The organism is Pseudomonas sp. PAMC25584 (assembly GCF_058135675.1).
On sequence record NZ_CM176870.1, the window covers coordinates 2,026,666 to 2,048,440 of the forward strand.

Genomic DNA, 21,775 nt, shown 5'->3' on the forward strand with positions numbered 1-21,775 from the left:
CTGTTAGAAATTGGCTTCCAGGGACACCGTCACGGTGCGTTCCAGGCCAACGATGTAGGCCGGGTCGCCGTCGCGGAAACCGCTGTAGCTGGCCGCGTTGGTCTTGGTGGTGTACACGCCGTCCAGGTACTTCTTGTCGAACAGGTTGTCGACGTTCAGGCGCAGGGTCGCGTCTTTCACCACCTTCTTGTCCACCGGCAGGTAGATACCGGCGCCGGCGTTGAACACGGTGCGGCCGGAGATGGCTTCGTCGTTCGTCAGGTCGCCGTAGATCTTGCTGGTGTATTTGCCGCCGAAGGTGCCGTAGAAGCGCCCGTCGTCATACCCGATGTTGGCGGCCAGCATGTTTTTCGGCACGTTGGCGAACTGCTTGCCGCTGGTGGGCAACAGGATGGCTTTGCCGGCGTTGTACACGGTCAAGTCGTCCTGCTGCTCGGCCTTGGTATAGGTGTAGGAGGTGTAGTAGTTGAAGTGTTGGGGCAGCAGGCCGCTCCACTCCAGCTCCAGGCCGCTGTTGTTGACCGATCCGGCGTTGATGTCGGCGTAGTCGCCGTTGATGTCCTTGGACGAAACCTGGCGATCCTTGAACTGCATGTAGAACAAGGTGGCGGCCACGGTCATGTCGTCGCCGGTGAAGCGCCAGCCCAACTCATGGTTCCAGCTGGTTTCCGGCTTGGAGTTGATCGAGTCCACGCCCTTGTCGTACAGCACGTAGTTCTGCGGGATACGCATGTTGCGCGACAGGCTGTAGAACAACTGGTCGCGTTCGTCGAGCTGGTACTTGAGGCCGGCGTTGGGCAGCGGCTTGTTGTAGGTCTGGTGACGTTTTTCCGGCTGCTCGGTGAGGCTGCCGTTGTTGGTGCCGTCGCGCTTGACGTTCATGTAGGCCAGGCCGGCCACCAGGGTCCAGTCCGGGTTGATGTACCAGGTGTCCTGGGCCCAGACTTTCTGCGCCGGGGTGACGGTGAAGCGGTCGCGGCCCTGCACGGTGTTGCCGTTCGCATCGACCACGGCGTTGCCGTCCGGCCAGGTGTCGGTGGGTTTGCCGTTGCTCTTGAGCGCGATGAACGGTTGGGTCTGGCTTTGGCGCGCGCGCTCGTACCAGTAGCCGAATTGCAGGCTGTGATCGCCCAGGTCCCAGTTCAGTTTGGTGGTAATGCCGGGGCGCCAGGTCTGGGTGCGGGAGGGGCGGTAATACACGCCGGTGGTGGAGGAGCCGTCGGCGTTGTATTGGGCGGCGGTGGGCAAGTTGCCCAGGTCGAAGACGCCGCCTGCGTTCGAGCCGCGGTTCAGCGCGTAGCTCGACGAGCTGACGCCGCTGCCGTTACCCCAGTAGTAATACGGGATCACCGACAGCGCCAGGTTGTCGGCCAGTTTGAACTGGGTGTTGAGTACGCCGGTAAAGGTCTGGAACGGGTTCTGTGCGAGGGCGTAGTAGCTGTTGAGCTTGCCGTTGCTGCCGACCGTCGGTGTGGCGGGGTAGGGATCGAACTTGCGGCCGTTCTGCTGGAACTGCGATTTGGTCAGTTGGCTGTAACTGTTGTTGTCCTGCTCGTGGTACTTGAGGATCAGGTTGGCGGTGTTGCCATTGCCGGCGTCGAAGAAGCTGTTCCACTCGACCTTGTCCGCACGCACGGCCCCCGAGCCGCGCCACATCTGCCCTTCGGTATGGGACGCCGACAGCCAGTTGCTCAGGCCGTTGACCTCGCCGGTGTTGAGCCGGGCAAAGGTCTTGCGGGTGGCGTTGCTGCCGATGGTCTGTTTGACGAAGGCCCCGGTTTCCTTGGTGGGGCGAATGGTCACGATACCGATGTTGCCGCCGCTGGAGCCGATGTGCGGGCCGTCGGCCTCTGACGAGCCTTGGGTGACGAAAATCTGGTCGATGTTTTCCGGGTCGCCCAGCAGGTTGGAGTACAGCGCGTAGTTGCCGGAGTCGTTGATCGGCATGCCGTCCACCGACATCCCCACCTGGTCGGAGTTAAGCCCGCGCATGGTGAAGCGAAAGCCCGACAGACCGGTGGCATCTTCGCTGGAGATGTTCAGGCCCGGGGTGTACTTGAGCTTGTCGATGGCGTTGCCGGTGGCGGTTTGTTTATCCAGCGCTTCCTTGGTTATCGTGGAGCGCCCCTTGATGCTTTCTTCCTGCACCATGTAGCCGCCACCGGCAGTGGCCTTGCCCTGTACGCCGATGGTGCCGACGTCGCTGTCGCCGGTGTCGGCCATGACCATGCCATGCCCCATGCTCGCGGCAACGAGTGCCAGATGAATCCGTGTGAACCTCATCAGTGTCGTCCTAGTGTCGGGTGCTTATTGCACGCTGTAGTTGAAGGTGGCGGTGAAGCGCTGCTCATTGCGCCCCCCGAAGGCTTGCTCGGGGAACGGCTTGACCTGCTTGATACGCCGCAGGCTGTTGGCGGCGGCCCGGTTGAGCAACATGCTCGAGGCCGGGGTCTGCACGCCGGAGTCGAGTACCCGACCCTGGCGGTCCACCAGCAGCCAGACCACCACGTCGCCATTTGGGCGTTCGAGGGAGGCTTGGCGTCCGGTGGGGTATTGCTTGTAAGTGTCCAGCTCGTTACGCAACCCCTTGAGGTAACCGCCCTCCAGGGCCTGGCCGTCGACCTTGGGTGGTGCGGGCGGTGCCGGTGCCGGTGTCGGCGCGGCCTGTGCGACCGTCGCGGGCGTGGGTTTGGCCACCACCGGTGGGGGTGTCGGCGTGGGTTTGGCGACCACGGGCTTGGGCACTGGCTTGGGCTTGGGCGTGGGTTCAGGTTTTGGCAACGGCTTGGGCGGTGGTGGAGGCGGGGCCGGCTCGGCCTCTTCGTCCTCGATCACCGGCGGTGGCGGTTCTTGCTCCACCACGGGTTGCGGCACCACTTCGGGCTCCGGCTCGACCAATGCCAACTCGACCGCCGACTCGTCGTACACCGGCTCGACCTTCAACGTCTGGGACTGGATACCCAGTGCAATCAGCACCAGGGCGATCAGGGCCGGGACACTGCCCAGCAGCCGACGCGCACGAAACAGGACGTACATGATCAGGACTTACGCGTGGCGATGGACACGGAGGTAAAGCCACCCAGACGCAGGGTGTCCATCACCTCCACCAGGCGCGAAACCTCCACGCCCTTGTCGCTGTTGACGATGATCGTCGACTTGGTATCCGGCTTTTCAGCCGCCTTCAGCGCCGGTACCAGAGCGTCGACCGTGAGGTCCTTGCCATCCAGTTGCAACTGGCCTTCCAGGCCCAGGGTGAGGATGAATTTGTTCTGCGGCTTGAGCTGCTGTGAACTGCTGGCGCTGGGCAGTTGAGTCTTCATGCCGAGTGCCGGAATCACGTTCAGACTCACCAGTACGAAAAACACCAGGAGGAACATCATCACGTCGATCATCGGGATCAGTTCGATGTGTGCCTTACGTTTTTTCGGTTCATCCCAGGTTCTCATTCTGCTACCCCGTTATTGAATTAGGGGCGACACGCTAGCAACGAAAAATGACCGAACGGTTAACTTTAATTTACGTTTTGACGTGTCTAGGACGTGTCTTACAGATCGGTTTCCAGTCACTTTCATGAAGTAATGAAACTGAAACGCCCGGGGTACATTCTCGAAAAATTTACACCGAGAACCGTCTTGCATGAGTCAGTCACTGCCGCATTTATCGACTTCGCGCTTGCTGTTGCGGGCATTGGAAAGCGACCAGGCCGCGATGCTTTCCAGCCTCGCCAACGGGCCGAAGATTGCTGACAACACGGCCAACATTCCATCGCCCTATACCCTGGAAACGGCCCGGACGTTTATTGACGGGATGCAAGACAAATACCGCGCCGGCGATCTGTTGAGCCTGGGCATGCACCTGCGCGAAACCGGCGAATTGATCGGCATCGTCAGCCTGCGTCTCAATGCGCGTCACCATTACGGGCACCTGGGCGGATGGGTGGCGGCGCACTGTCGCAACCAAGGCTATGCAGCCGAGGCGGCGCGTGCAGTGATGGACTTTGGGTTCGCCGAACTGGGCCTGTACCGAGTGGGCAGCCAATGCTTTGCCCGCAACAAGGAGTCGGCGCGGGTCATGGAGAAAATCGGCCTGCTGTACGAAGGCTGTATGCGCGCCGCGTTTCTCAAGAATGGGGTGTATGAGGACTTGCTCGGGTTTGCGACCGTGCGCAATGACTGGGAGCGCCGGGCGTGAGTCGCGCGGTTGACCACGATCGGCGACGGGTACTTGCCGGGCTGGCGCTGGCCACCACCTTTTCGATCCTCAGCCCGTTTGCGCGCAGTGCGGGGATTGATTACCCGTTCACCTTGGGCGTGGCCTCGGGTGATCCGTTGCCGGATGGTTTTGTGATCTGGACGCGCCTGGCGCCGTTGTTCAATGCGGCGGACGGTCGAGGCGGATTGGCGCGTGCGGTGCCGGTGCGTTGGCGGGTCGCCAGCGACGCGGCGATGATGCGCATTGTGAGGCAAGGTGAGGTGATGGCGAGCGAGCGCTTTGCCCACTCCGTGCACGTGGAGGTCGCGGGGCTGGAAGCCGGCAGGCCGTATTGGTATCAGTTCGAAGGGCTGGGGGCGCAGAGCGCGGTGGGCCAGTCGCGTACCGCGCCCGCCCTGCATGCGATGGCGACGGCGCGCTTGGGGTTTGTGTCGTGCTCCCACTGGGAACGCGGGTACTTCAGTGCCTATCGCCACCTGGCGGCGGAGCAGCCGGACCTGGTGTTTTTCCTCGGTGACTATATCTACGACAATTCCTACGCGGCAGATTCGGGAAAAGTCATTCGTTCCCACGGCAGCGGCAACGCGCTGACCCTGAGCGATTATCGCAACCGCTATGCGCTGTACAAGACCGATCCGGATCTCCAGGCCTTGCACGCGGCGGCGCCCAGCGTGGCGACCTGGGACGATCACGAGGTGCAGAACGACTATGCCAACCGCTGGTCCCAGGACCCGAAGGTTGCCGTGGCGCAGTTTCTCAAGCAGCGGGCGGCGGCGTATCAGGCCTATTACGAGCATATGCCGCTGCGCGTGAGCAGCCTGCCCAACGGGCCGGACATGCGCGTTTACCGGCGCCTGGACTACGGCCGGCTGGCACGTTTCCATGTGCTTGACGGTCGACAGTATCGCTCCGAGCAACCGTGCATTCAGGCCAACGGCAGCCATCAGGGCCACATCGCCGCCAACACCTGCAGCGACTTGCGCGACCCCGCTCGCACCATGCTCGGTTGGCAGCAGGAGGCCTGGTTGGACCAGGGGTTTGCCCAGTCGAAAGCGCAATGGAACGTGATCGCCCAGGACTTGCTGGTGGCCCCGCTGGTCCAGCGTGACCTGACCCAGCACACGCTGGGCCATTGGACCGATGGTTGGGATGGCTACATGGCGAATCGTTCACGGATGCTCGCGTCCATCGCGCGCCATCAGGTCAAGAACCCGGTGTTCTGGGGCGGCGATATACATTCATTCTGGGCCACGGATTTGCATGCCGATGCCAACAACCCGGACTCGCCTGTGCTCGCCACCGAATTCGTCGGCACCTCGGTGACCTCCGATGGGCCGCCTTATGATGCCTTCACCCAGATGCTGCCGCTGAATCCCCATGTGAAGTTTTTCGACAGCCGCCAGCGCGGGTATGTATCGGTGGCGTTGGATGCACAGCGCATGCTCACGCACTTTCGCGTGATTACCGATCCGCGTGACCCGGCCGCCACGGTGTCGACGCTCAAGTCGTTCGTGGTGGAACCGGGGCGCGCCGGGGCGAGCGCGGTTTAATCCAGGCTATAACGCACCGACAGCGTGCCCTTTTTCTCCGACAGGGCCAGGATCGTCACCTGGCCCAATTCGCCTAACGCCTGCACGTGCGTGCCACCACAGGCATACGCGGGCAATTCACCGAAGCCGACTTCGCGGGTGCGGTCTTCCAGGCGCATCTGGCGCGGGTAGTCGGCGGCGATCCATTGGTTGATCTGCTGTTGAATCGCGTCGGCGTCCATCGCGTGTGCGCTTTCGCTGCGGATAAAGGTGATCTTGCCTTCGCCCGGCCAGTGGTGGGCCTTGATCGGCATCCAACCCAAGGCCTCGCCAGCGTTGCCGATCAAATGCCCGGCGGAATGCAGGCGGGTGTGCAAGGCGCGGCGCTGTGCGTCGACCCGTGCGTTGATCGGGCCCGGTGCGACGGGTTGGTCGAGGTAATGCACCACGCGCTCCGCCTCTTGGGTGACCCGCAGCACCCGGCTGTCGCCCAGCCAGCCGGTGTCGAATGGCTGGCCGCCGCCCTGGGGGTGGAAAATCGTCGACTGCAGCGTGACCGCAAACTGCTCTTCGTGGGCGGTGCAGCTCAGCACTTCAAGCTCGGCGGTCAGGTGGTCGTGGGTGAAAAACAGGCGCTCGGTCATCGTCTACATCCGCATCAAGGTTCTGCGGGCAGTATAAATAGTGCGCCGATGGGTGATAATCCGTTCAATTATCAATGGACCTGTGCGTGATGAGCATCAATCTTCCTTTGCCGCTGCTGGGTGAAATGGCGATTTTCGTCAGAGTGGTGGAAGCTGGCAGTTTTTCCGCCGCGGCGCGACAACTGAGCGTTTCGCCGTCGGCGGTGAGCCGCAGCATCTCGCGTCTCGAACAGGCGTTGGCCACGCGCCTGCTGCAACGCACCACGCGCAAACTGCGTTTGAGCGAGGGCGGCGAAGAGGTGTTCAAGCGCTGCCAGGAGATGGTTAACGCGGCGCGTTCGGTGATGGAAGTCAGCGGTCAGTTCACCCACGAGGCCGAGGGCCTGGTGCGGGTCAGCGTGCCCAAGGCGGTGGGGCGGTTCGTGGTGCATCCGCATATGCCGGCGTTTCTGCGGCGCTATCCCAAGGTCGATGTGCAACTGATCCTTGAGGATCGGCAGGTGGACCTGATCGATGACAATGTCGACCTGAGCATCCGGATTACCGACAGCCCGCCGCCGGGCCTGGTGGGGCGGCAATTACTGCCCATCGAACACGTGGTGTGTGCGACGCCGCAGTACCTGGCCGAGCATGGCACACCGAGTCACCCCCATGACTTGCTCGCGCACAGCTGCATCTACCTGGGCGAAACCCCGGGGGACTCGCGCTGGAAGTTTCGCCGGGCGGGCAAGGCAGTCACCGTGGCCGTGCGTGGGCGTTATGCAGCGAACCACACCGGCGTGCGCCTGGATGCGGTGTTGCAGCATGTGGGGATTGGCAGCTTGCCGTATTTCACGGCGCGGCATGCGTTGGATGAGGGGCGCTTGGTGCAGGTGTTGCCCGAGTGGGATTTTATTGCGTCCTACCATGGCGAGGCCTGGTTGCTGCATTCGCCGACGCGTTACCTGCCGCCGAAGGTGCGGGTGTTCATTGATTATCTGGTGGCGTGCATGGCCACGGAGCCGACGTTGCGCCGACGGTAGTGCGGGAGGGGCTTGCCCCCGATAGCGGTGGATCAGTCATGCATGTATTGGCTGACACACCGCCATCGGGAGCAAGCCCCCTCCCACATTGGGTTCTGCAGCGTCTGAATGATCAGTGCTTGCTCTGGTCCTGAGGCATGGCCAGCAGCTGCTTTTCCTGGTTCCAGTCGAACGGTTCGTCGTTCTGTTCGGCTTCAAAGCGCCGCTCTTCCAGGGCCTGGTACAGGTCCAGTTCGTCGTCGGGCATGAAGTGCAGGCAGTCGCCGCCGAAGAACCACAGCAGGTCGCGCGGCACCAGGTGGGCGATTTGCGGGTAGCGCAGGATGACCTGGCTCATCATGTCCTGGCCCAGGTACTGGCTCTCGATCGGATCGATCGGCAGCAGGGCGCGCAGTTCATCGAAACGTTCCAGGAACAGCAGGTGGCTTTCCTCGGGCACCTGTTCGGCTTCGCCGACGGCAACCAGGATGCTGCGCAGGTGGTCGAGCAAGACGAGATGATCGGCAACGACGTTGGACACGAGATAAGTCCTCAAAGCAAAAACGGGCGCGAGAGTATATAGCCCAAGCGCCCGTAATTATATGGCCTAGGGGATCAGCGGACTTTACCCTCGGCCTGGGTCAGCGCTTCTTTGCTGAAATCATCCACGTCGATCACCTTGCGCCTTGCCGCTTCGGCCTCACGCAGGCTTTGCGCTTCGGCCGGTTGCAGCACGCCTGCGTGCAGGGCGGCGTCGATCGCATGTTCGCCGGCAGCCGGTTTGACCTGGCCGCTTTTGAGGGCAACGTGCAGTTTTTTCTGCAGCGGATGGCTGGCGCCGAGCAAGTCGTAGGCATGTTGCAGGGCGCCCACCGGGTCTTCCAGCGCTTGCGGGCGGTAGCAGCCGGCGAGCATTTCTTCCAGGGTCGGGTCGCCTTTGGCGCGGCCCATAACGGCGGCCACTTCGGCATCCAGTGCATCGGACGGCCCGGTATGGCGACGCCCGAACGGGAACACGATGACCCGCAGCAAGCAGCCGAGCAGCTTGTTCGGGAAGTTGCTGAGCAGTTCATCCAGCGCGCGTTCCGATTCTCCCAGGCTTTCTTCCATGGCCCAGGCGAACAACGGTTCCAGGTGATCCGGCGAATCCAGGTCGTGATAACGCTTGAGCGCCGCCGATGCCAGGTACATATGGCTCAGCACATCGCCCAGGCGTGCCGACAGGCGTTCGCGGCGTTTCAACTCGCCGCCGAGCAGCATCATGCTCAGGTCGGCGAGCAGGGCGAACGCGGCAGCCTGGCGGTTCAGCGCGCGGAAGTAAGCCTGGCTCAAGCGGTTGCCCGGGGCTTTTTCGAAGCGGCCGACACCCAGGTTGAGCACCAGGGTGCTGGCGGCGTTGCTCACGGCAAAACCGATGTGCTGCATCAGCAGGCTGTCGAATTCCTTGAGCGCCTGGTCGTGGTCTTCGCGACTGGCCAGGGCCATTTCCTTGAGCACGAAGGGGTGGCAACGGATCGCACCCTGGCCAAAGATCATCAGGTTGCGCGAGAGGATATTCGCGCCCTCCACGGTGATGAAAATCGGCGCGCCTTGCCAGCTACGGCCCAGGTAGTTGTTCGGGCCCATGATGATGCCCTTGCCGCCGTGGACATCCATGGCGTGGCTGATGCACTCGCGGCCGCGCTCGGTCAGGTGGTATTTGAGGATCGCCGACAGCACCGACGGCTTTTCGCCGAGGTCGACGGCGTTGGCCGTGAGCATGCGCGCGCTGTCCATCAGCCAGGCGTTGCCGCCGATGCGGGCGAGGGCTTCCTGAATACCTTCGAAAGCCGCCAGCGGGACGTTGAACTGCTCACGCACCTGGGCGTATTGGCCGGTCACCAGGCTGGTGAACTTGGCCGCGCCGGTGCCAACCGCCGGCAGGGAAATCGAGCGGCCGACCGACAGGCAGTTCATCAACATCATCCAGCCCTTGCCGAGCATGTCCTGGCCACCGATCAGGTAGTCCAGGGGGATGAACACGTCTTTGCCGGAGTTGGGCCCGTTCATGAACGCGGCGCCCAGCGGCAGGTGACGACGGCCGATGTGGACGCCGGGGGTGTCGGTGGGGATCAGCGCGAGGCTGATGCCCAGGTCTTCTTCTTCGCCCAGCAAGTGGTCCGGGTCATGCGCCTTGAATGCCAGGCCGAGCAGGGTCGCGACCGGGCCCAGGGTGATGTAGCGTTTTTCCCAGTTCAGGCGCAGGCCGAGGGTTTCCTTGCCTTGCCATTCACCTTTGCAGATCACTCCGGTGTCGGGCATGGCGCCGGCGTCGGAGCCGGCCAGCGGGCCAGTCAGGGCGAAGCACGGAATATCGTCGCCACGGGCCAGGCGCGGCAGGTAGTGGTTGCGTTGTTCATCGGTGCCGTAATGCAGCAGCAGCTCGGCGGGGCCGAGGGAGTTGGGGACCATCACGGTGGACGCCAGGTCACCGCTGCGCGTCGCGAGTTTCATCGCCACTTGGGAGTGGGCATAGGCGGAGAAGCCCTTGCCGCCATACTCCTTGGGAATAATCAGCGCGAAGAAACCGTGGGTCTTGATGTGTTCCCAGGCGGCGGGCGGCAGGTCCATGGCCTGGCCGATTTCCCAGTCGCTGACCATCGCGCACAGTTCTTCGGTAGGACCGTCGATAAACGCCTGTTCTTCTTCGGTCAAACGTACCTTGGGGTAGGCCAGCAACTTGTCCCAATCGGGGCGGCCGCTGAACAGCTCGCCGTCCCACCAGACGGTGCCAGCGTCGATGGCATCGCGCTCGGTCTCGGACATTGGTGGCAAAACCTTCTGAAACCAGCTGAACAGCGGTTTGGTGAAGTATTGGCGGCGCAGGTCGGGCAGCAGCAGGGGCGCGGCCACGATCGCAATCAACACCCAGAAGATCAGCAGCAGCCAACCCGGTGCGTGGCTCCACGCGCCCATCGCCAGCAGGTAAACGGCGACCACGCCCAGGGCGGGCAGGGGCGCGGTGCGCCGGTGTGCCAAATAGGCAATGCCGACCACCAGAACCAATATCCACAACAACAACATATTCAATCCTCCATGAAACCAGGGGCGAAACCACCAAAGAGCTTAGTCGGCATCCGAGAAAGCGCGGTGATCAGGGTGTGACGCGTTGCACTGGGAGCGCCTTGGGATCACCGATCACCAGGCGCTGGCATTTGGCCGAATCGTCGTTATCTCTGTGGCAGACCTGTCGTTAGACTTAAGGCTTCCCCCGGAGATCAAACGCATGGAAACCTACCTGAATCCCAGCCGCTTCATCGATAGTGACCACCCAGCGGTGGTGGAGTTCGCCGAAAAACATCGCGGTTCCAGCGCGGATTCAGGTGACCAGGCAGTCAGTCTTTATTACGCCGTGCGTGAGGCGGTGCGCTACAACCCCTACACCTTCAGCCGCGACCCCAACACCCTGAACGCCAGCTTCGCCCTGGCTGCCGGCCAGAGCTACTGCGTGCCCAAGGCCACCTTGCTCGCTGCGTGTGCGCGGCACTGCGGCATTGCGGCGCGCATCGGTTTGGCGGATGTGCGCAATCACCTGTCGACGCCGCGCCTGATCGCATTGCTCAAAAGCGATGTGTTCGCCATGCACGGTTATACCGAGCTGTACCTGAACGGTCGCTGGGTCAAAGCCACGCCGGCGTTCAACCAGCAATTGTGCGAACTGTTCGATGTGCCGCCGCTGGCGTTCGATGGGATCAACGACAGTGTGTTCCACGCGTTCAATCGCCAGGGCCAGCGCTCGATGGAGTACGTGGTGGACCATGGGCAATTTGCGGACGTGCCCGAAGATTTCTTCTTTGCCCACCTGGAGAAATGTTACCCGCACCTGTTTGGCGAGCAGATGCCGAGCGTGCTGGGCGATATGCAGGGCGATTTAAGCCGCCCATGAACCGGCGTATGCTGCTGCGTTCATCAAGCCATGTTCATCAACAATAAGGCGCGGTCATGCTGAAGATCTGGGGGCGTAAAAATTCATCGAACGTCAGGAAAGTCCTGTGGTGCGCCGAGGAACTCGGCCTGGACTATGAGGCCATCGATGCGGGCGGCGCTTTTGGTGTGGTCGACACGCCGCAATACCGTGCATTGAACCCCAATGGTCGGGTGCCGATGATCGAAGATGGTGACTTCGTGCTGTGGGAATCCAACACCATCGTGCGTTACCTCTGCGCCAAGCAGGCGTCGAACTGGTACCCGAGCGATGTAAAGGCGCGGGCCAGCGCCGAAAAATGGATGGATTGGACCACCTCGACCCTCGCCGAGCCGTTCAAGGCGGTGTTCTGGGGCATGGTGCGCACCCCGGCGGAAAAGCGTAATTGGGACACCATCAACGCCGGGCGCCAGGCCTGCATCGATGCGCTCGGCACGGTGGAGAAGGCGCTCGCCGCACAGCCCTACCTGTCGGGCGACGACATCGGCATGGGCGATATCCCCTTGGGCAGCTTTATTTACGCCTGGTTTGAAATGCCCATCGAACGGCCTGCCATGCCCCATCTAGAGGCCTGGTACCAGCGCCTGCAACAGCGGCCGGCCTACCGCAAAACGGTGATGACCGCGTTGACCTGATACTGACTATTAATACAGGTGACTGTACTTGTGCGGCGCGGGCAAGCACCATGCTTGTCTTGCGCCGCCGTTGAACGACGTGCGGTGTAGCCTCATCTATTGTTTCTATTCCCTTCTTTGGTGCGTATTCCGATATGAGTTCCGCTCTGTCCATCCGGCAGCTAACCAAAACCTACGGCAACGGTTTCCAGGCCCTGAGTGGTATCGATCTGGACGTTGCCGAAGGTGATTTCTTCGCCTTGCTCGGCCCCAACGGCGCCGGCAAATCCACGACCATCGGCATTCTCTCGACCCTGGTCAACAAGACCAGCGGCACGGTGAATATCTTCGGGCATGACCTGGACAAATCCCCGGCGGCGCTCAAGCGTTGCATCGGTGTGGTGCCCCAGGAATTCAACTTCAACCAGTTCGAAAAGACCTTCGACATCATCGTGACGCAAGCCGGCTACTACGGCATCCCGGCGAAAATCGCCAAGGAACGCGCCGAGCAGTACCTGACCCAACTGGGCCTGTGGGACAAGCGCGACGTGCCTTCGCGTTCGCTCTCCGGCGGCATGAAGCGACGCTTGATGATCGCCCGCGCGCTGGTTCACGAACCGCGCCTGCTGATCCTCGATGAGCCGACCGCCGGGGTGGATATCGAACTGCGTCGCTCGATGTGGACTTTTCTCACCGAGCTGAATGAGAAAGGCATCACCATCATCCTCACCACCCACTACCTGGAAGAGGCTGAGCAGCTGTGCCGCAACATCGGCATCATCGACCACGGCACCATTGTCCAGAACACCAGCATGCGCAACCTGCTGGGCCAGTTGCATGTGGAAACCTTCCTGCTCGACCTGAAGAACGAACGGTCGGCGCCGCCGCAGTTGCTCGGCTATCCGTGCCGCCTGGTGGACAGCCGCACCCTGGAAGTCCAGGTGGATAAAGCCATGGGGATCACCGCGCTGTTCGGCCAGTTGGCCACACAGGACATCGAAGTGCTGAGCCTGCGTAACAAAACCAATCGCCTTGAGGAGTTGTTCGTGTCCCTGGTGGAAAAAAACCTGGCGAAGGTGGCGGTATGAGTTCTGAACTGCAACCCAACCTCATCGCGCTGCAAACCATCGTCTACCGCGAAGTGAAACGCTTTACCCGGATCTGGCCGCAGACCCTGCTGCCGCCGGCGATCACCATGGTCCTGTACTTCGTGATCTTCGGTAACCTGATCGGTCGGCAGATCGGTGACATGGGCGGTTTCACCTACATGGAGTACATCGTGCCGGGCCTGATCATGATGTCGGTGATCACCAACTCCTACGGCAACGTGGTCTCGAGTTTCTTCGGTAGCAAGTTCCAGCGCTCCATTGAAGAACTGATGGTCTCGCCGGTCTCGCCGCACACCATTCTGATCGGCTACACCCTGGGCGGCGTGCTGCGTGGCTTGATGGTCGGCGTGATCGTGACCTTGTTGTCGCTGTTCTTCACCCACCTGCAAGTGCATCACCTTGGTATTACGCTGGTGGTGGTGGTGCTGACGGCGACGATCTTCTCGTTGCTGGGCTTCATCAACGCGGTGTTTGCGCGCAACTTCGATGACATCTCGATCATCCCGACCTTCGTGCTGACGCCGCTGACCTACCTGGGCGGGGTGTTCTACTCCATCACCTTGCTGCCGCCGTTCTGGCAGACCGTATCGCTGGCCAACCCGGTGCTGCACATGGTCAATGCCTTCCGCTACGGCATCCTTGGGGTGTCGGATATCCGGATCAGCGTGGCGATCACCTTCATGGTCGTGGCCACGGCGGTGTTGTACATCGGTTGTACGCGGTTGCTGGTGAGCGGGCGCGGGATGCGCACGTAACGCCGGATTGCACGCGGAAAAAATGTGGGAGCGGGCTTGCTCGCGATAGCCATGGATCAGTCAGCGATACAGTGACTGACCTAGCGCAATCGCGAGCAAGCCCGCTCCCACATTGGGTCCTGAGTACCGCCTTTATCCCTGCAGCGCCAACTCGATCAGCGCGTGCAGCTCATCCACCGCCAGCGGTGCGGTGGAGAACAGAAGGCGAAACACCGTCGGCGCCGCCAGCAGGTTGACCAGGCGGTCCACACTCGGCGGTGACGGCGTGGTGTTCGGGTAGCGCTCGACAATCGCTTGAAGCTGCCCGCTCAGGATGCTCACGCAATACCCCGGTGTCTGGCTGCATTGCACGTCGCGCATCATGTTGCGCCCCGGCTCCGAGCTCATCTCATCCAGGTATTGCTCGGCCCACGCCTGCAGGTCGCCGCGCAGGCTGCCGGTGTGGGCCGGCTCGCTGTCCGGGCGCATGCGCGCCAGGGCCACATCGGCGAGCAGCACGGAGAGGTCGCCCCAGCGGCGGTAGATGGTCGAAGGTGTGACACCCGCACGCGCCGCAATCATCGGCACAGTCACGCTGGAACGCTCATGAGCTTCCAGCAGTTCGCGTACCGCCGAATGGACGGATTCTTGTACCCGGGCACTACGACCCCCCGGGCGGAGGCCTTCTTTTATCGCCATGCGTGCGACCTTAACACAAAGAATTTGCTTTAAGCGGCGGCCAGTAGCACACTGCACAAAAGCAAAATATTAGCTTTAGCGGAGCGTGCCCATGTCCAGCCTCACTTCTCATCGTTCCAGCCTGGTGTTCCTCGCGATCACCTTGCTGACATTCCTGGCGGCGTCCAGCGCGCCGACGCCGTTGTATCACCTGTACCAGGAAGGCCTGCATTTTTCCTCGGGCATGCTCACGCTGATCTTCGGCGTTTACGCCTTGAGCTTGTTGGCGGCGCTGTTGACCGTGGGCTCGCTGTCGGATCACCTGGGGCGCAAGCCGGTGATTTTTGCCGCGCTGGTCCTGAATATGCTGGCGATGTTGCTGTTTATCAATGAGAGCGGCGTGGCCTGGCTGATCGCCGCGCGGACGCTGCAAGGTTTCGCCACCGGCATGGCCACTGCGGTGTTGGGCGCGGCTTTGCTCGACACCGACCGCCAACAGGGACCGCTGGTCAATAGCGTTGCGCCCTTGCTGGGCATGGCCTGTGGCGCGATGGGCAGCAGCCTGCTGGTGGAATTCGCGCCGCTGCCCACCCAGTTGATCTACTCGACGCTGCTCGCGCTGATGCTCGGGCAGGCCGTGTATGTGTGGCGCCTGCCGGAGACCGTCAGCCGCATCCCCGGCGCGCTGGCGTCATTGCGTCCGACCCTGCACGTGCCGCCGCAAGCGCGCCGCGCGTTATGGCTGTCGTTACCGGTGGACGTGGCGGTGTGGGCCATGGGCGGCTTCTATCTGTCCCTGGCGCCGTCGCTGGTGCGGGCGGCGACCGGCTCGACCTCCAACCTGATCGGTGGCGGCTTGGTGGCGGTGCTGACCTTGAGCGGCGCGCTGATGATCTTCAGCCTGCGCAATCGCCCGGCCAATAAGGTCCTGCGGTTGGGCGCGAGCCTGCTGGCCGTTGGTGTGGCGCTGATCCTCGTGGCGGTTCACAGCGCCAGCCTGCCGCTGTTTTTCATCGCGACGTTGATCGCCGGCAGTGGTTTTGGCGCGGGCTTTCTCGGGGCCTTGCGCAGCGTGGTGCCGCTGGCCTTACCCCATGAGCGGGCGGGGTTGATGTCGGCATTTTACGTGCTGAGCTACCTGGCGTTCTGCCTGCCGTCTTTGCTGGCGGGCAATCTGATCCGCAGTTTTGGGCTCATCGCTACCACGGACGGCTACGGCGCCGTGCTGATCGTGCTGACCCTCGGCGCCCTGGCCGGGTTGCTACGCCAGGATGCATTGCGGGTCGGGTGCAAGGGCAGCGCCTGACGGTATATTGGTAAAATAGATAACAGTTAGAGATATTACCCGTTATATAGATATGTGCTCAGGTTCTACCATGGCCTCAACCTCATGCGAGGAAGAGGATTGCCATCATGACCTGCTCGACCACCCTGAACTACAAACCCTTCAGCCACCTGACCCGACCGCGGGAAGTGATTCGCCAGTTCACCCCGAACTGGTTCGCCGCCACCATGGGCACCGGGGTGTTGGCGCTGGCGCTGGCGCAACTGCCGGTCAATCTGCCGGGGGTGTACGCCATCGCCGAAGCGTTGTGGCTGTTCACCATCGGCCTGTTCATCCTGTTCAGCGCCTTGTATGCGGCGCGCTGGGTAATGTTTTTCGACGAGGCGCGGCGGATCTTCGGGCACTCTACGGTGTCGATGTTCTTCGGCACCATTCCCATGGGCCTGGCCACCCTTATCAACGGTTTGCTGTTGTTCGGCCTGCCGCGCTGGGGCGCTGGCGTGGTGCCGCTGGCCGAAGCGCTATGGTGGTTGGACGTGGCGATGGCAGTGGCCTGCGGCGTGCTGATCCCGTTCATGATGTTCACGCGCCAGGAACACAGTATCGACCAGATGACCGCCGTCTGGCTGTTGCCGGTGGTCGCGGCCGAAGTCGCCGCCGCCAGCGGTGGCCTGTTGGCGCCGCACCTGGCGGATGCCCACGGGCAACTGGTGATGCTGGTGACCAGCTACGTGTTGTGGGCGTTTTCCCTGCCGGTGGCGTTCAGCATTCTGACCATCCTGATGCTGCGCATGGCCCTGCATAAGCTGCCCCACGCCAACATGGCGGCGTCGAGCTGGCTGGCGCTTGGCCCGATCGGCACCGGTGCCCTCGGTATGTTGCTGCTGGGCGGCGATGCGCCGGCGATCTTCGCCGCCAATGGCCTGCCCGCTGTCGGTGAAATCGCCAACGGCCTGGGCCTGATAGCCGGTATTACCCTGTGGGGCTTCGGTTTGTGGTGGATGCTGATCGCGGTGCTGATTACCCTGCGTTACTTGCGCGCCGGTATCCCGTTCAATTTGGGCTGGTGGGGCTTCACCTTTCCGTTGGGGGTCTACGCCCTGGCCACGTTGAAGCTGGCGAGCGTGTTGCACCTGGGGTTCTTCAGCGTATTTGGCGGTGTGCTGGTGCTGGCGTTGTCGCTGATGTGGCTGATCGTCGCCAAGCGCACGGTGCAGGGCGCCTATAAAGGTGAGCTTTTTGTTTCACCGTGTATTGCAGGATTAGGGAATAAGTAAGCGGGATTAGGTAAAGTCGTGGCCTCAAAAAAAACCAGGCCACGCAGGAACACGGACGATGAGCCACCCCTCACAATTCACCTTGCTGCGCACGCGGCGCTTTTTGCCGTTCTTCATTACCCAATTGCTGGGTGCCTTCAACGACAACATCTTCAAGCAATCGCTGATCCTGGCGATTCTCTACAAGTTGACCATCGACGGTGACCGCGCCATCTGGGTCAACCTGTGCGCCTTGTTGTTTATCCTGCCGTTCTTCCTGTTCTCGGCGCTGGCCGGGCAGTTTGGCGAGAAATTCAACAAGGACGCGTTGATCCGCGCGATCAAGGTCGGCGAGATCGTGATCATGGCCGTCGGCGCCACGGGCTTTTTGTTCAATCATCTGGAACTGATGCTGCTGGCGTTGTTTGCCATGGGCACCCACTCCGCGCTGTTCGGCCCGGTGAAGTACTCGATCATGCCCCAGGCCCTGCGCGAGGATGAGCTGGTGGGCGGCAACGGCCTGGTGGAAATGGGCACGTTCCTGGCGATCCTGGCCGGTACCATCGGCGCGGGGATCATGATGTCGTCCACCCATTACGCGCCCGTGGTGGCGGCGGCGATTGTCGGCGTGGCGGTGTTGGGCTACCTGGCCAGCCGCCGCATTCCGCGGGCCGCGGCGTCTACGCCACAACTGCAGCTGGACTGGAACATCTTCAGCCAGTCCTGGGCCACCCTGCGCCTGGGCCTGGGGCAGACCCCAGCGGTGTCGCGTTCGATTGTCGGCAACTCGTGGTTCTGGTTCGTCGGCGCGATCTACCTGACGCAGATCCCGGCCTACGCCAAGGAATGGTTGTACGGCGACGAAACCGTGGTGACCCTGATCCTCACAGTGTTCTCGGTGGGTATCGCGCTGGGTTCGATGCTCTGCGAAAAACTCTCCGGGCGTAAGGTGGAAATCGGCCTGGTGCCGTTCGGCTCCTTCGGCCTGACGGTGTTCGGCCTGCTGCTGTGGTGGCATTCCGGCGGTATGCCGCAGAACGTGCAGGCCAACGATTGGCTGGCGGTGCTCGGTTACGGCCAGGCCTGGTGGGTGTTGTTCGATATTCTGGGCCTGGGGGTGTTCGGCGGCTTCTATATCGTGCCGTTGTACGCGCTTATTCAGTCGCGCACCGCCGAGAACGAACGGGCGCGGGTGATCGCCGCCAACAATATTCTCAATGCGTTGTTCATGGTGGTCTCGGCGATTGTGTCGATCCTGCTGCTGAGCGTGGCCAAACTGTCGATCCCCGAGCTGTTCCTGGTGGTGTCGCTGCTCAACGTCGCGGTCAACACCTACATCTTCAAGATCGTCCCCGAGTTCACCATGCGCTTCATGATCTGGCTGCTCAGCCATTCCATGTACCGCGTCGAGCATCGCAACCTGGAGCTGATCCCGGACGAGGGCGCGGCCTTGCTGGTGTGCAACCACGTATCGTTCGTCGATGCGCTGTTGATTGGTGGCGCGGTGCGTCGGCCGATTCGCTTTGTCATGTACTACAAGATCTACCGCTTACCGGTGCTCAACTTTATCTTTCGCACCGCCGGGACGATTCCGATTGCCGGGCGCAATGAAGACATCCAGATCTACGAAAAAGCCTTCACACGGATTGCGCAGTACCTGAAGGACGGCGAGTTGGTGTGCATCTTCCCGGAAGGCAAGTTGACCGCCGATGGTGAGATGAACGAATTCCGTGGCGGCGTGACGCGCATCCTTGAGGAGACGCCGGTGCCGGTGATTCCGTTGGCGTTGCAGGGGTTGTGGGGGAGTTTTTTCAGCCGCGATCCTAACAAGGGCGTCTTTCATCGGATCTGGTCGCGGGTGGTGTTGGTGGCGGGTGAGCCTGTTCGGGTAGAGGAGGCGACACCTGCGCAGTTGCAGGCTGTGGTCGGTGTTTTGCGTGGGGGTGTCAGGTAGTTCTGTGCTGGAGGTACTGGCCTAAGCGCTGATCTTAAGCCCCACAAGCCCGCAAATGATCAACGCCACACTGGCCAGCCGGAACAACGCCATGGATTCCCCAAACAGGATAATCCCGGCGATCACCGTGCCCACTGCACCCACGCCGGTCCAGATGGCGTAGGCGGTGCCCAGCGGCAATTCCTTCATGGCCAGCCCCAGCAGGCCGAGGCTGATGGCCATGGCGGCAATCGTCAGGGCGGTGGGCAGTGGCTTGCTGAAACCGTCGGTGTACTTCAAACCGACGGCCCAGCCGACTTCAAACAGCCCGGCGAAAAACAGAATGATCCAGGACATGATGACCTTCCTCTATAAAAGCGGGGTCGTCCCCTGATGTGTACGCGATAGCGTCGCGGGGTCGTCCCCGCAGCGCTCGGTAGAGTGCCGAAGATTGATCGGTCGATCAAGTTTTCGCGGTGTTCTCCAGTGCGCGGCGGTCTTCCTTTTCACTCATGCGGCGAAAGTACGTCGACAGCAGCGCCCCGGAAATATTGTGCCAGACGCTGAACAGCGCACTCGGCACCGCAGCCAGCGGTGAAAAATGCGCGCTGGCCAAGGCAGCGCCGAGCCCGGAGTTCTGCATGCCCACTTCCAACGCCAGCGACTTGCGTTGCGCCAACGGCAGCTTGAACAGGCGGCCGGTGAAGTAGCCCAGCACGTAACCGAAGCTGTTGTGCAGCATCACCACGGCCATGATCAGCAGGCCCGACTCGGCGATCTTCGCCTGGCTGGCGGCCACCACGGCGGCGACGATGATCACGATGCTGACCACCGACACCAGCGGCAGCACCTCCACCGCATGGCGGACCCGCTCGCCGAGCAGCCGTTGTGCGACGACGCCGAGCACGATCGGCAACAGCACCACTTGCAGGATCGACCAGAACAACTCCATGAACGACACCGGCAGCCAGGCCGAAGCCAGCAGCCAGATCAGCGCCGGGGTCAGCAGCGGGGCGAGGAGGGTGGTGACGGCGGCGATGGCCACCGACAGCGCCAAGTCGCCACGGGCCAGCCAGGTCATCACGTTCGACGAGGTGCCGCTTGGGCAGCAGCCGACCAGGATCACGCCGACGGCAATTTCGGGCGGCAGGTTGAAGGCCTGGCACAGCAACCAAGCCACGCCCGGCATGATCACAAAGTGCGCGACCACGCCCAGGGCCACGCGCCACGGATGGCGGGCGACTTCGGCGAAGTCTTCGAGTTTGAGGGTCAGCCCCATGCCGAACATCACCAGGCCCAGCAGCGGGACGATGGCGCTTTTCAGGCCGATGAACCAGCCGGGTTCGACGAAGGCCAGCACGGCAAAGATCAGCACCCAATAGGCGAAGGTATTGCCGACGAAGCGGCTCAAGGTGGCGAGTGCGCGCATGGGGAGGTCCTTTTTTGTGCGGTTTTTGAATCGCTATGCGATCAAATGTGGGAGGGAGCTAGCCCCCTCCCACAATGTGATCTTCACAAGGTTTAGATGCCCTGTGGGGTCTCTTCGCCGCCCAGGGCTTCGATCAGCGCCGGCAGGAATTCGCCGAAGGTCAGCATCATCAGGGTAAAGCTGGCGTCCAGTTGGCCCAGGGCTTCTTCGCCGCCGTCCTGTTCAGCCTGGTCCTGCAGCAGGTCTTCGAACTTTAGGCGCTTGACGGTCATCTTGTCGTCGAGCATGAAGGACAGCTTGTCCTGCCAGGCCAGCGACAGTTGGGTCACCACTTTGCCGGTGGTCAGGTGCAGCTGGATTTCTTCGCCGGTCAGGTCCTGGCGCTTGCAGCGCACGATGCCGCCGTCTTCGTGGGTGTCGCGCAGTTCGCATTCGTCGAGGACGAAGAAGTCATCGGCCGGTTTCTGGGTGGTGACCCAGTCGGTCATGATCGCGGTTGGCGCGGTTTTCACGGTGAGTGGACGCACCGGCAGGGTGCCGATCACTTCGCGCAGGGTCGACAGCAGGTCTTCGGCGCGTTTCGGGCTGGCCGAGTTGACGAGGATCAGGCCCTGTTTCGGCGCGATCGCGGCGAAGGTCGACGAGCGACGGATAAACGCACGCGGCAGGAAGGCCTGGATGATTTCATCCTTGATCTGGTCCCGTTCCTTTTTATAGACCTTGCGCATTTGCTCGGCTTCGATCTCTTCGACTTTCTCTTTCAGTGCGTCACGCACCACGCTACCCGGCAGGATGCGTTCTTCCTTGCGCGCAGCGATCAGCAGGAAGTCACCGCTGACGTGGACCAGGGGAGCGTCTTCGCCTTTACCGAAAGGCGCGACGAAACCGTAAGTGGTCAACTCCTGGCTTGCACAAGGGCGCGCCAGTTTGGTGGCCATTGCAGTTTCCAACGCCTCGGCATCAACAGGCAGATCTTGGGTCAGGCGATAGATAAGCAGGTTCTTGAACCACATGGGGTGAGTCTCTCCTTTATACAAAGGGGGGCATTATTGTCTTGATAGCGGCTGAGGCCAACCCTGCCTAAGCCATTGGAAGGGCTGAAAAAAAAGATTTAAGAAAGTGCTTGCCAGACCTTAGGTCGCTCCGTAGAATGCGCGCCACACCGAAACGAAGGGTGATTAGCTCAGCTGGGAGAGCATCTGCCTTACAAGCAGAGGGTCGGCGGTTCGATCCCGTCATCACCCACCATTCGCTTCATGTGTTACGCGCAGCGGTAGTTCAGTCGGTTAGAATACCGGCCTGTCACGCCGGGGGTCGCGGGTTCGAGTCCCGTCCGCTGCGCCATATTCGGTTACCTGGAACGCTGAACGCCAGGTCACCACAGAAA

The 21,775-nt window shown here is 61.9% G+C and carries 20 protein-coding genes and 2 tRNA genes; 12 read left to right on the forward strand and 10 right to left on the reverse strand.

The annotated features are described in order from the left end of the window. Positions 1-3: 3 nt before the first annotated feature. From ACS5Q8_RS09460 to ACS5Q8_RS09470, 3 genes are read right to left on the reverse strand one after another with little or no spacing between them, the layout of a single operon-like run. A complete protein-coding gene (locus tag ACS5Q8_RS09460) occupies positions 4-2,283 on the reverse strand; it encodes a TonB-dependent receptor (protein ID WP_443696219.1) in 2,280 nt (759 codons plus the stop codon). A 24-nt stretch (positions 2,284-2,307) separates the two neighbouring features. Further along, positions 2,308-3,036, reverse strand: a complete 729-nt coding sequence (locus tag ACS5Q8_RS09465) for an energy transducer TonB family protein (protein WP_443696220.1) — start codon at positions 3,034-3,036, stop codon at positions 2,308-2,310. A 2-nt stretch (positions 3,037-3,038) separates the two neighbouring features. Further along, positions 3,039-3,446, reverse strand: coding sequence for an ExbD/TolR family protein (locus ACS5Q8_RS09470; protein ID WP_005786670.1), 408 nt, complete (start codon positions 3,444-3,446; stop codon positions 3,039-3,041). Between the two features lie 190 nt (positions 3,447-3,636). Between ACS5Q8_RS09470 and ACS5Q8_RS09475 the strand changes: the two genes are divergently transcribed. Next, positions 3,637-4,191, forward strand: a complete 555-nt coding sequence (locus ACS5Q8_RS09475) for a GNAT family N-acetyltransferase (protein WP_443696221.1) — start codon at positions 3,637-3,639, stop codon at positions 4,189-4,191. Further along, positions 4,188-5,762 carry an alkaline phosphatase D family protein gene (locus ACS5Q8_RS09480; protein WP_443696222.1) on the forward strand — a complete coding sequence of 525 codons (1,575 nt, stop codon included), beginning with the start codon at positions 4,188-4,190 and terminating at the stop codon, positions 5,760-5,762. Before ACS5Q8_RS09475 ends, ACS5Q8_RS09480 begins: the two co-directional genes overlap by 4 nt. On the opposite strand, the gene ACS5Q8_RS09485 is transcribed toward ACS5Q8_RS09480, so the two are convergent. After that, positions 5,759-6,385: an alanyl-tRNA editing protein gene (locus ACS5Q8_RS09485; protein ID WP_426099380.1), complete on the reverse strand. Its 627-nt coding sequence runs from the start codon at positions 6,383-6,385 to the stop codon at positions 5,759-5,761. The two genes, ACS5Q8_RS09480 and ACS5Q8_RS09485, sit on opposite strands and share 4 nt — an antisense overlap. 89 nt (positions 6,386-6,474) lie before the next feature. Here ACS5Q8_RS09485 and ACS5Q8_RS09490 point away from each other — a divergent pair, with 89 nt between their 5' ends. Continuing rightward, the gene (locus ACS5Q8_RS09490; protein ID WP_276197275.1) at positions 6,475-7,407 is read left to right on the forward strand and encodes a LysR family transcriptional regulator; all 933 of its coding nucleotides are present in this window, start codon (positions 6,475-6,477) and stop codon (positions 7,405-7,407) included. 112 nt (positions 7,408-7,519) lie between these two features. Here ACS5Q8_RS09490 and ACS5Q8_RS09495 read toward each other — a convergent pair whose 3' ends face one another. After that, positions 7,520-7,927 (reverse strand): PA2817 family protein, encoded by a 408-nt coding sequence (locus tag ACS5Q8_RS09495; protein WP_276197276.1) that lies wholly within the window; start codon positions 7,925-7,927, stop codon positions 7,520-7,522. 74 nt (positions 7,928-8,001) lie between these two features. Next, the gene (locus tag ACS5Q8_RS09500) at positions 8,002-10,449 is read right to left on the reverse strand and encodes an acyl-CoA dehydrogenase (protein ID WP_465160102.1); all 2,448 of its coding nucleotides are present in this window, start codon (positions 10,447-10,449) and stop codon (positions 8,002-8,004) included. A gap of 202 nt (positions 10,450-10,651) precedes the next feature. Between ACS5Q8_RS09500 and ACS5Q8_RS09505 the strand changes: the two genes are divergently transcribed. The 4 genes from ACS5Q8_RS09505 (at position 10,652) to ACS5Q8_RS09520 (ending at position 13,828) form a co-directional block, all read left to right on the forward strand. Next, positions 10,652-11,311 (forward strand): transglutaminase-like domain-containing protein, encoded by a 660-nt coding sequence (locus ACS5Q8_RS09505; protein WP_247402105.1) that lies wholly within the window; start codon positions 10,652-10,654, stop codon positions 11,309-11,311. 56 nt (positions 11,312-11,367) lie between these two features. Continuing rightward, complete coding sequence (locus tag ACS5Q8_RS09510; protein ID WP_276197278.1) at positions 11,368-11,985, forward strand: glutathione S-transferase family protein; 618 nt, start codon at positions 11,368-11,370, stop codon at positions 11,983-11,985. Between the two features lie 134 nt (positions 11,986-12,119). Beyond that, positions 12,120-13,052 carry an ABC transporter ATP-binding protein gene (locus tag ACS5Q8_RS09515; protein ID WP_247402100.1) on the forward strand — a complete coding sequence of 311 codons (933 nt, stop codon included), beginning with the start codon at positions 12,120-12,122 and terminating at the stop codon, positions 13,050-13,052. Continuing rightward, the gene (locus tag ACS5Q8_RS09520; RefSeq protein ID WP_276197279.1) at positions 13,049-13,828 is read left to right on the forward strand and encodes an ABC transporter permease; all 780 of its coding nucleotides are present in this window, start codon (positions 13,049-13,051) and stop codon (positions 13,826-13,828) included. The genes ACS5Q8_RS09515 and ACS5Q8_RS09520 overlap by 4 nt, the downstream gene beginning before the upstream one ends. Before the next feature lie 132 nt (positions 13,829-13,960). Here ACS5Q8_RS09520 and ACS5Q8_RS09525 read toward each other — a convergent pair whose 3' ends face one another. Continuing rightward, positions 13,961-14,506, reverse strand: coding sequence for a TetR/AcrR family transcriptional regulator (locus ACS5Q8_RS09525; RefSeq protein WP_443694801.1), 546 nt, complete (start codon positions 14,504-14,506; stop codon positions 13,961-13,963). Positions 14,507-14,597: 91 nt separating this feature from the next. On the opposite strand from ACS5Q8_RS09525, the gene ACS5Q8_RS09530 reads away from it, so the two are divergent. From ACS5Q8_RS09530 to ACS5Q8_RS09540, 3 genes are all read left to right on the forward strand, one after another. Further along, a complete protein-coding gene (locus ACS5Q8_RS09530) occupies positions 14,598-15,791 on the forward strand; it encodes an MFS transporter (protein ID WP_465160103.1) in 1,194 nt (397 codons plus the stop codon). A 107-nt stretch (positions 15,792-15,898) separates the two neighbouring features. After that, positions 15,899-17,047, forward strand: a complete 1,149-nt coding sequence (locus tag ACS5Q8_RS09535; RefSeq protein WP_465160104.1) for a TDT family transporter — start codon at positions 15,899-15,901, stop codon at positions 17,045-17,047. Positions 17,048-17,105: 58 nt separating this feature from the next. Further along, entirely contained in the window at positions 17,106-18,980 is a 1,875-nt protein-coding gene (locus tag ACS5Q8_RS09540) for an MFS transporter (RefSeq protein WP_465160105.1), read from the forward strand. Between the two features lie 21 nt (positions 18,981-19,001). Here ACS5Q8_RS09540 and sugE read toward each other — a convergent pair whose 3' ends face one another. The 3 genes from sugE to rdgC form a co-directional block, all read right to left on the reverse strand. Then, positions 19,002-19,316 (reverse strand): quaternary ammonium compound efflux SMR transporter SugE, encoded by a 315-nt coding sequence (gene sugE / locus ACS5Q8_RS09545; RefSeq protein WP_017136389.1) that lies wholly within the window; start codon positions 19,314-19,316, stop codon positions 19,002-19,004. Between the two features lie 106 nt (positions 19,317-19,422). Then, entirely contained in the window at positions 19,423-20,388 is a 966-nt protein-coding gene (locus ACS5Q8_RS09550; protein WP_276197284.1) for a bile acid:sodium symporter family protein, read from the reverse strand. Positions 20,389-20,480: 92 nt separating this feature from the next. Next, positions 20,481-21,401: a recombination-associated protein RdgC gene (gene rdgC / locus ACS5Q8_RS09555; protein ID WP_276197285.1), complete on the reverse strand. Its 921-nt coding sequence runs from the start codon at positions 21,399-21,401 to the stop codon at positions 20,481-20,483. A gap of 159 nt (positions 21,402-21,560) precedes the next feature. Here rdgC and ACS5Q8_RS09560 point away from each other — a divergent pair. Together ACS5Q8_RS09560 and ACS5Q8_RS09565 are read left to right on the forward strand one after the other, a co-directional pair. Beyond that, a tRNA-Val gene (locus tag ACS5Q8_RS09560) sits at positions 21,561-21,636 on the forward strand. A gap of 19 nt (positions 21,637-21,655) precedes the next feature. Beyond that, positions 21,656-21,732, forward strand: a tRNA-Asp gene (locus ACS5Q8_RS09565). The last annotated feature ends 43 nt before the right edge of the window (positions 21,733-21,775 follow it).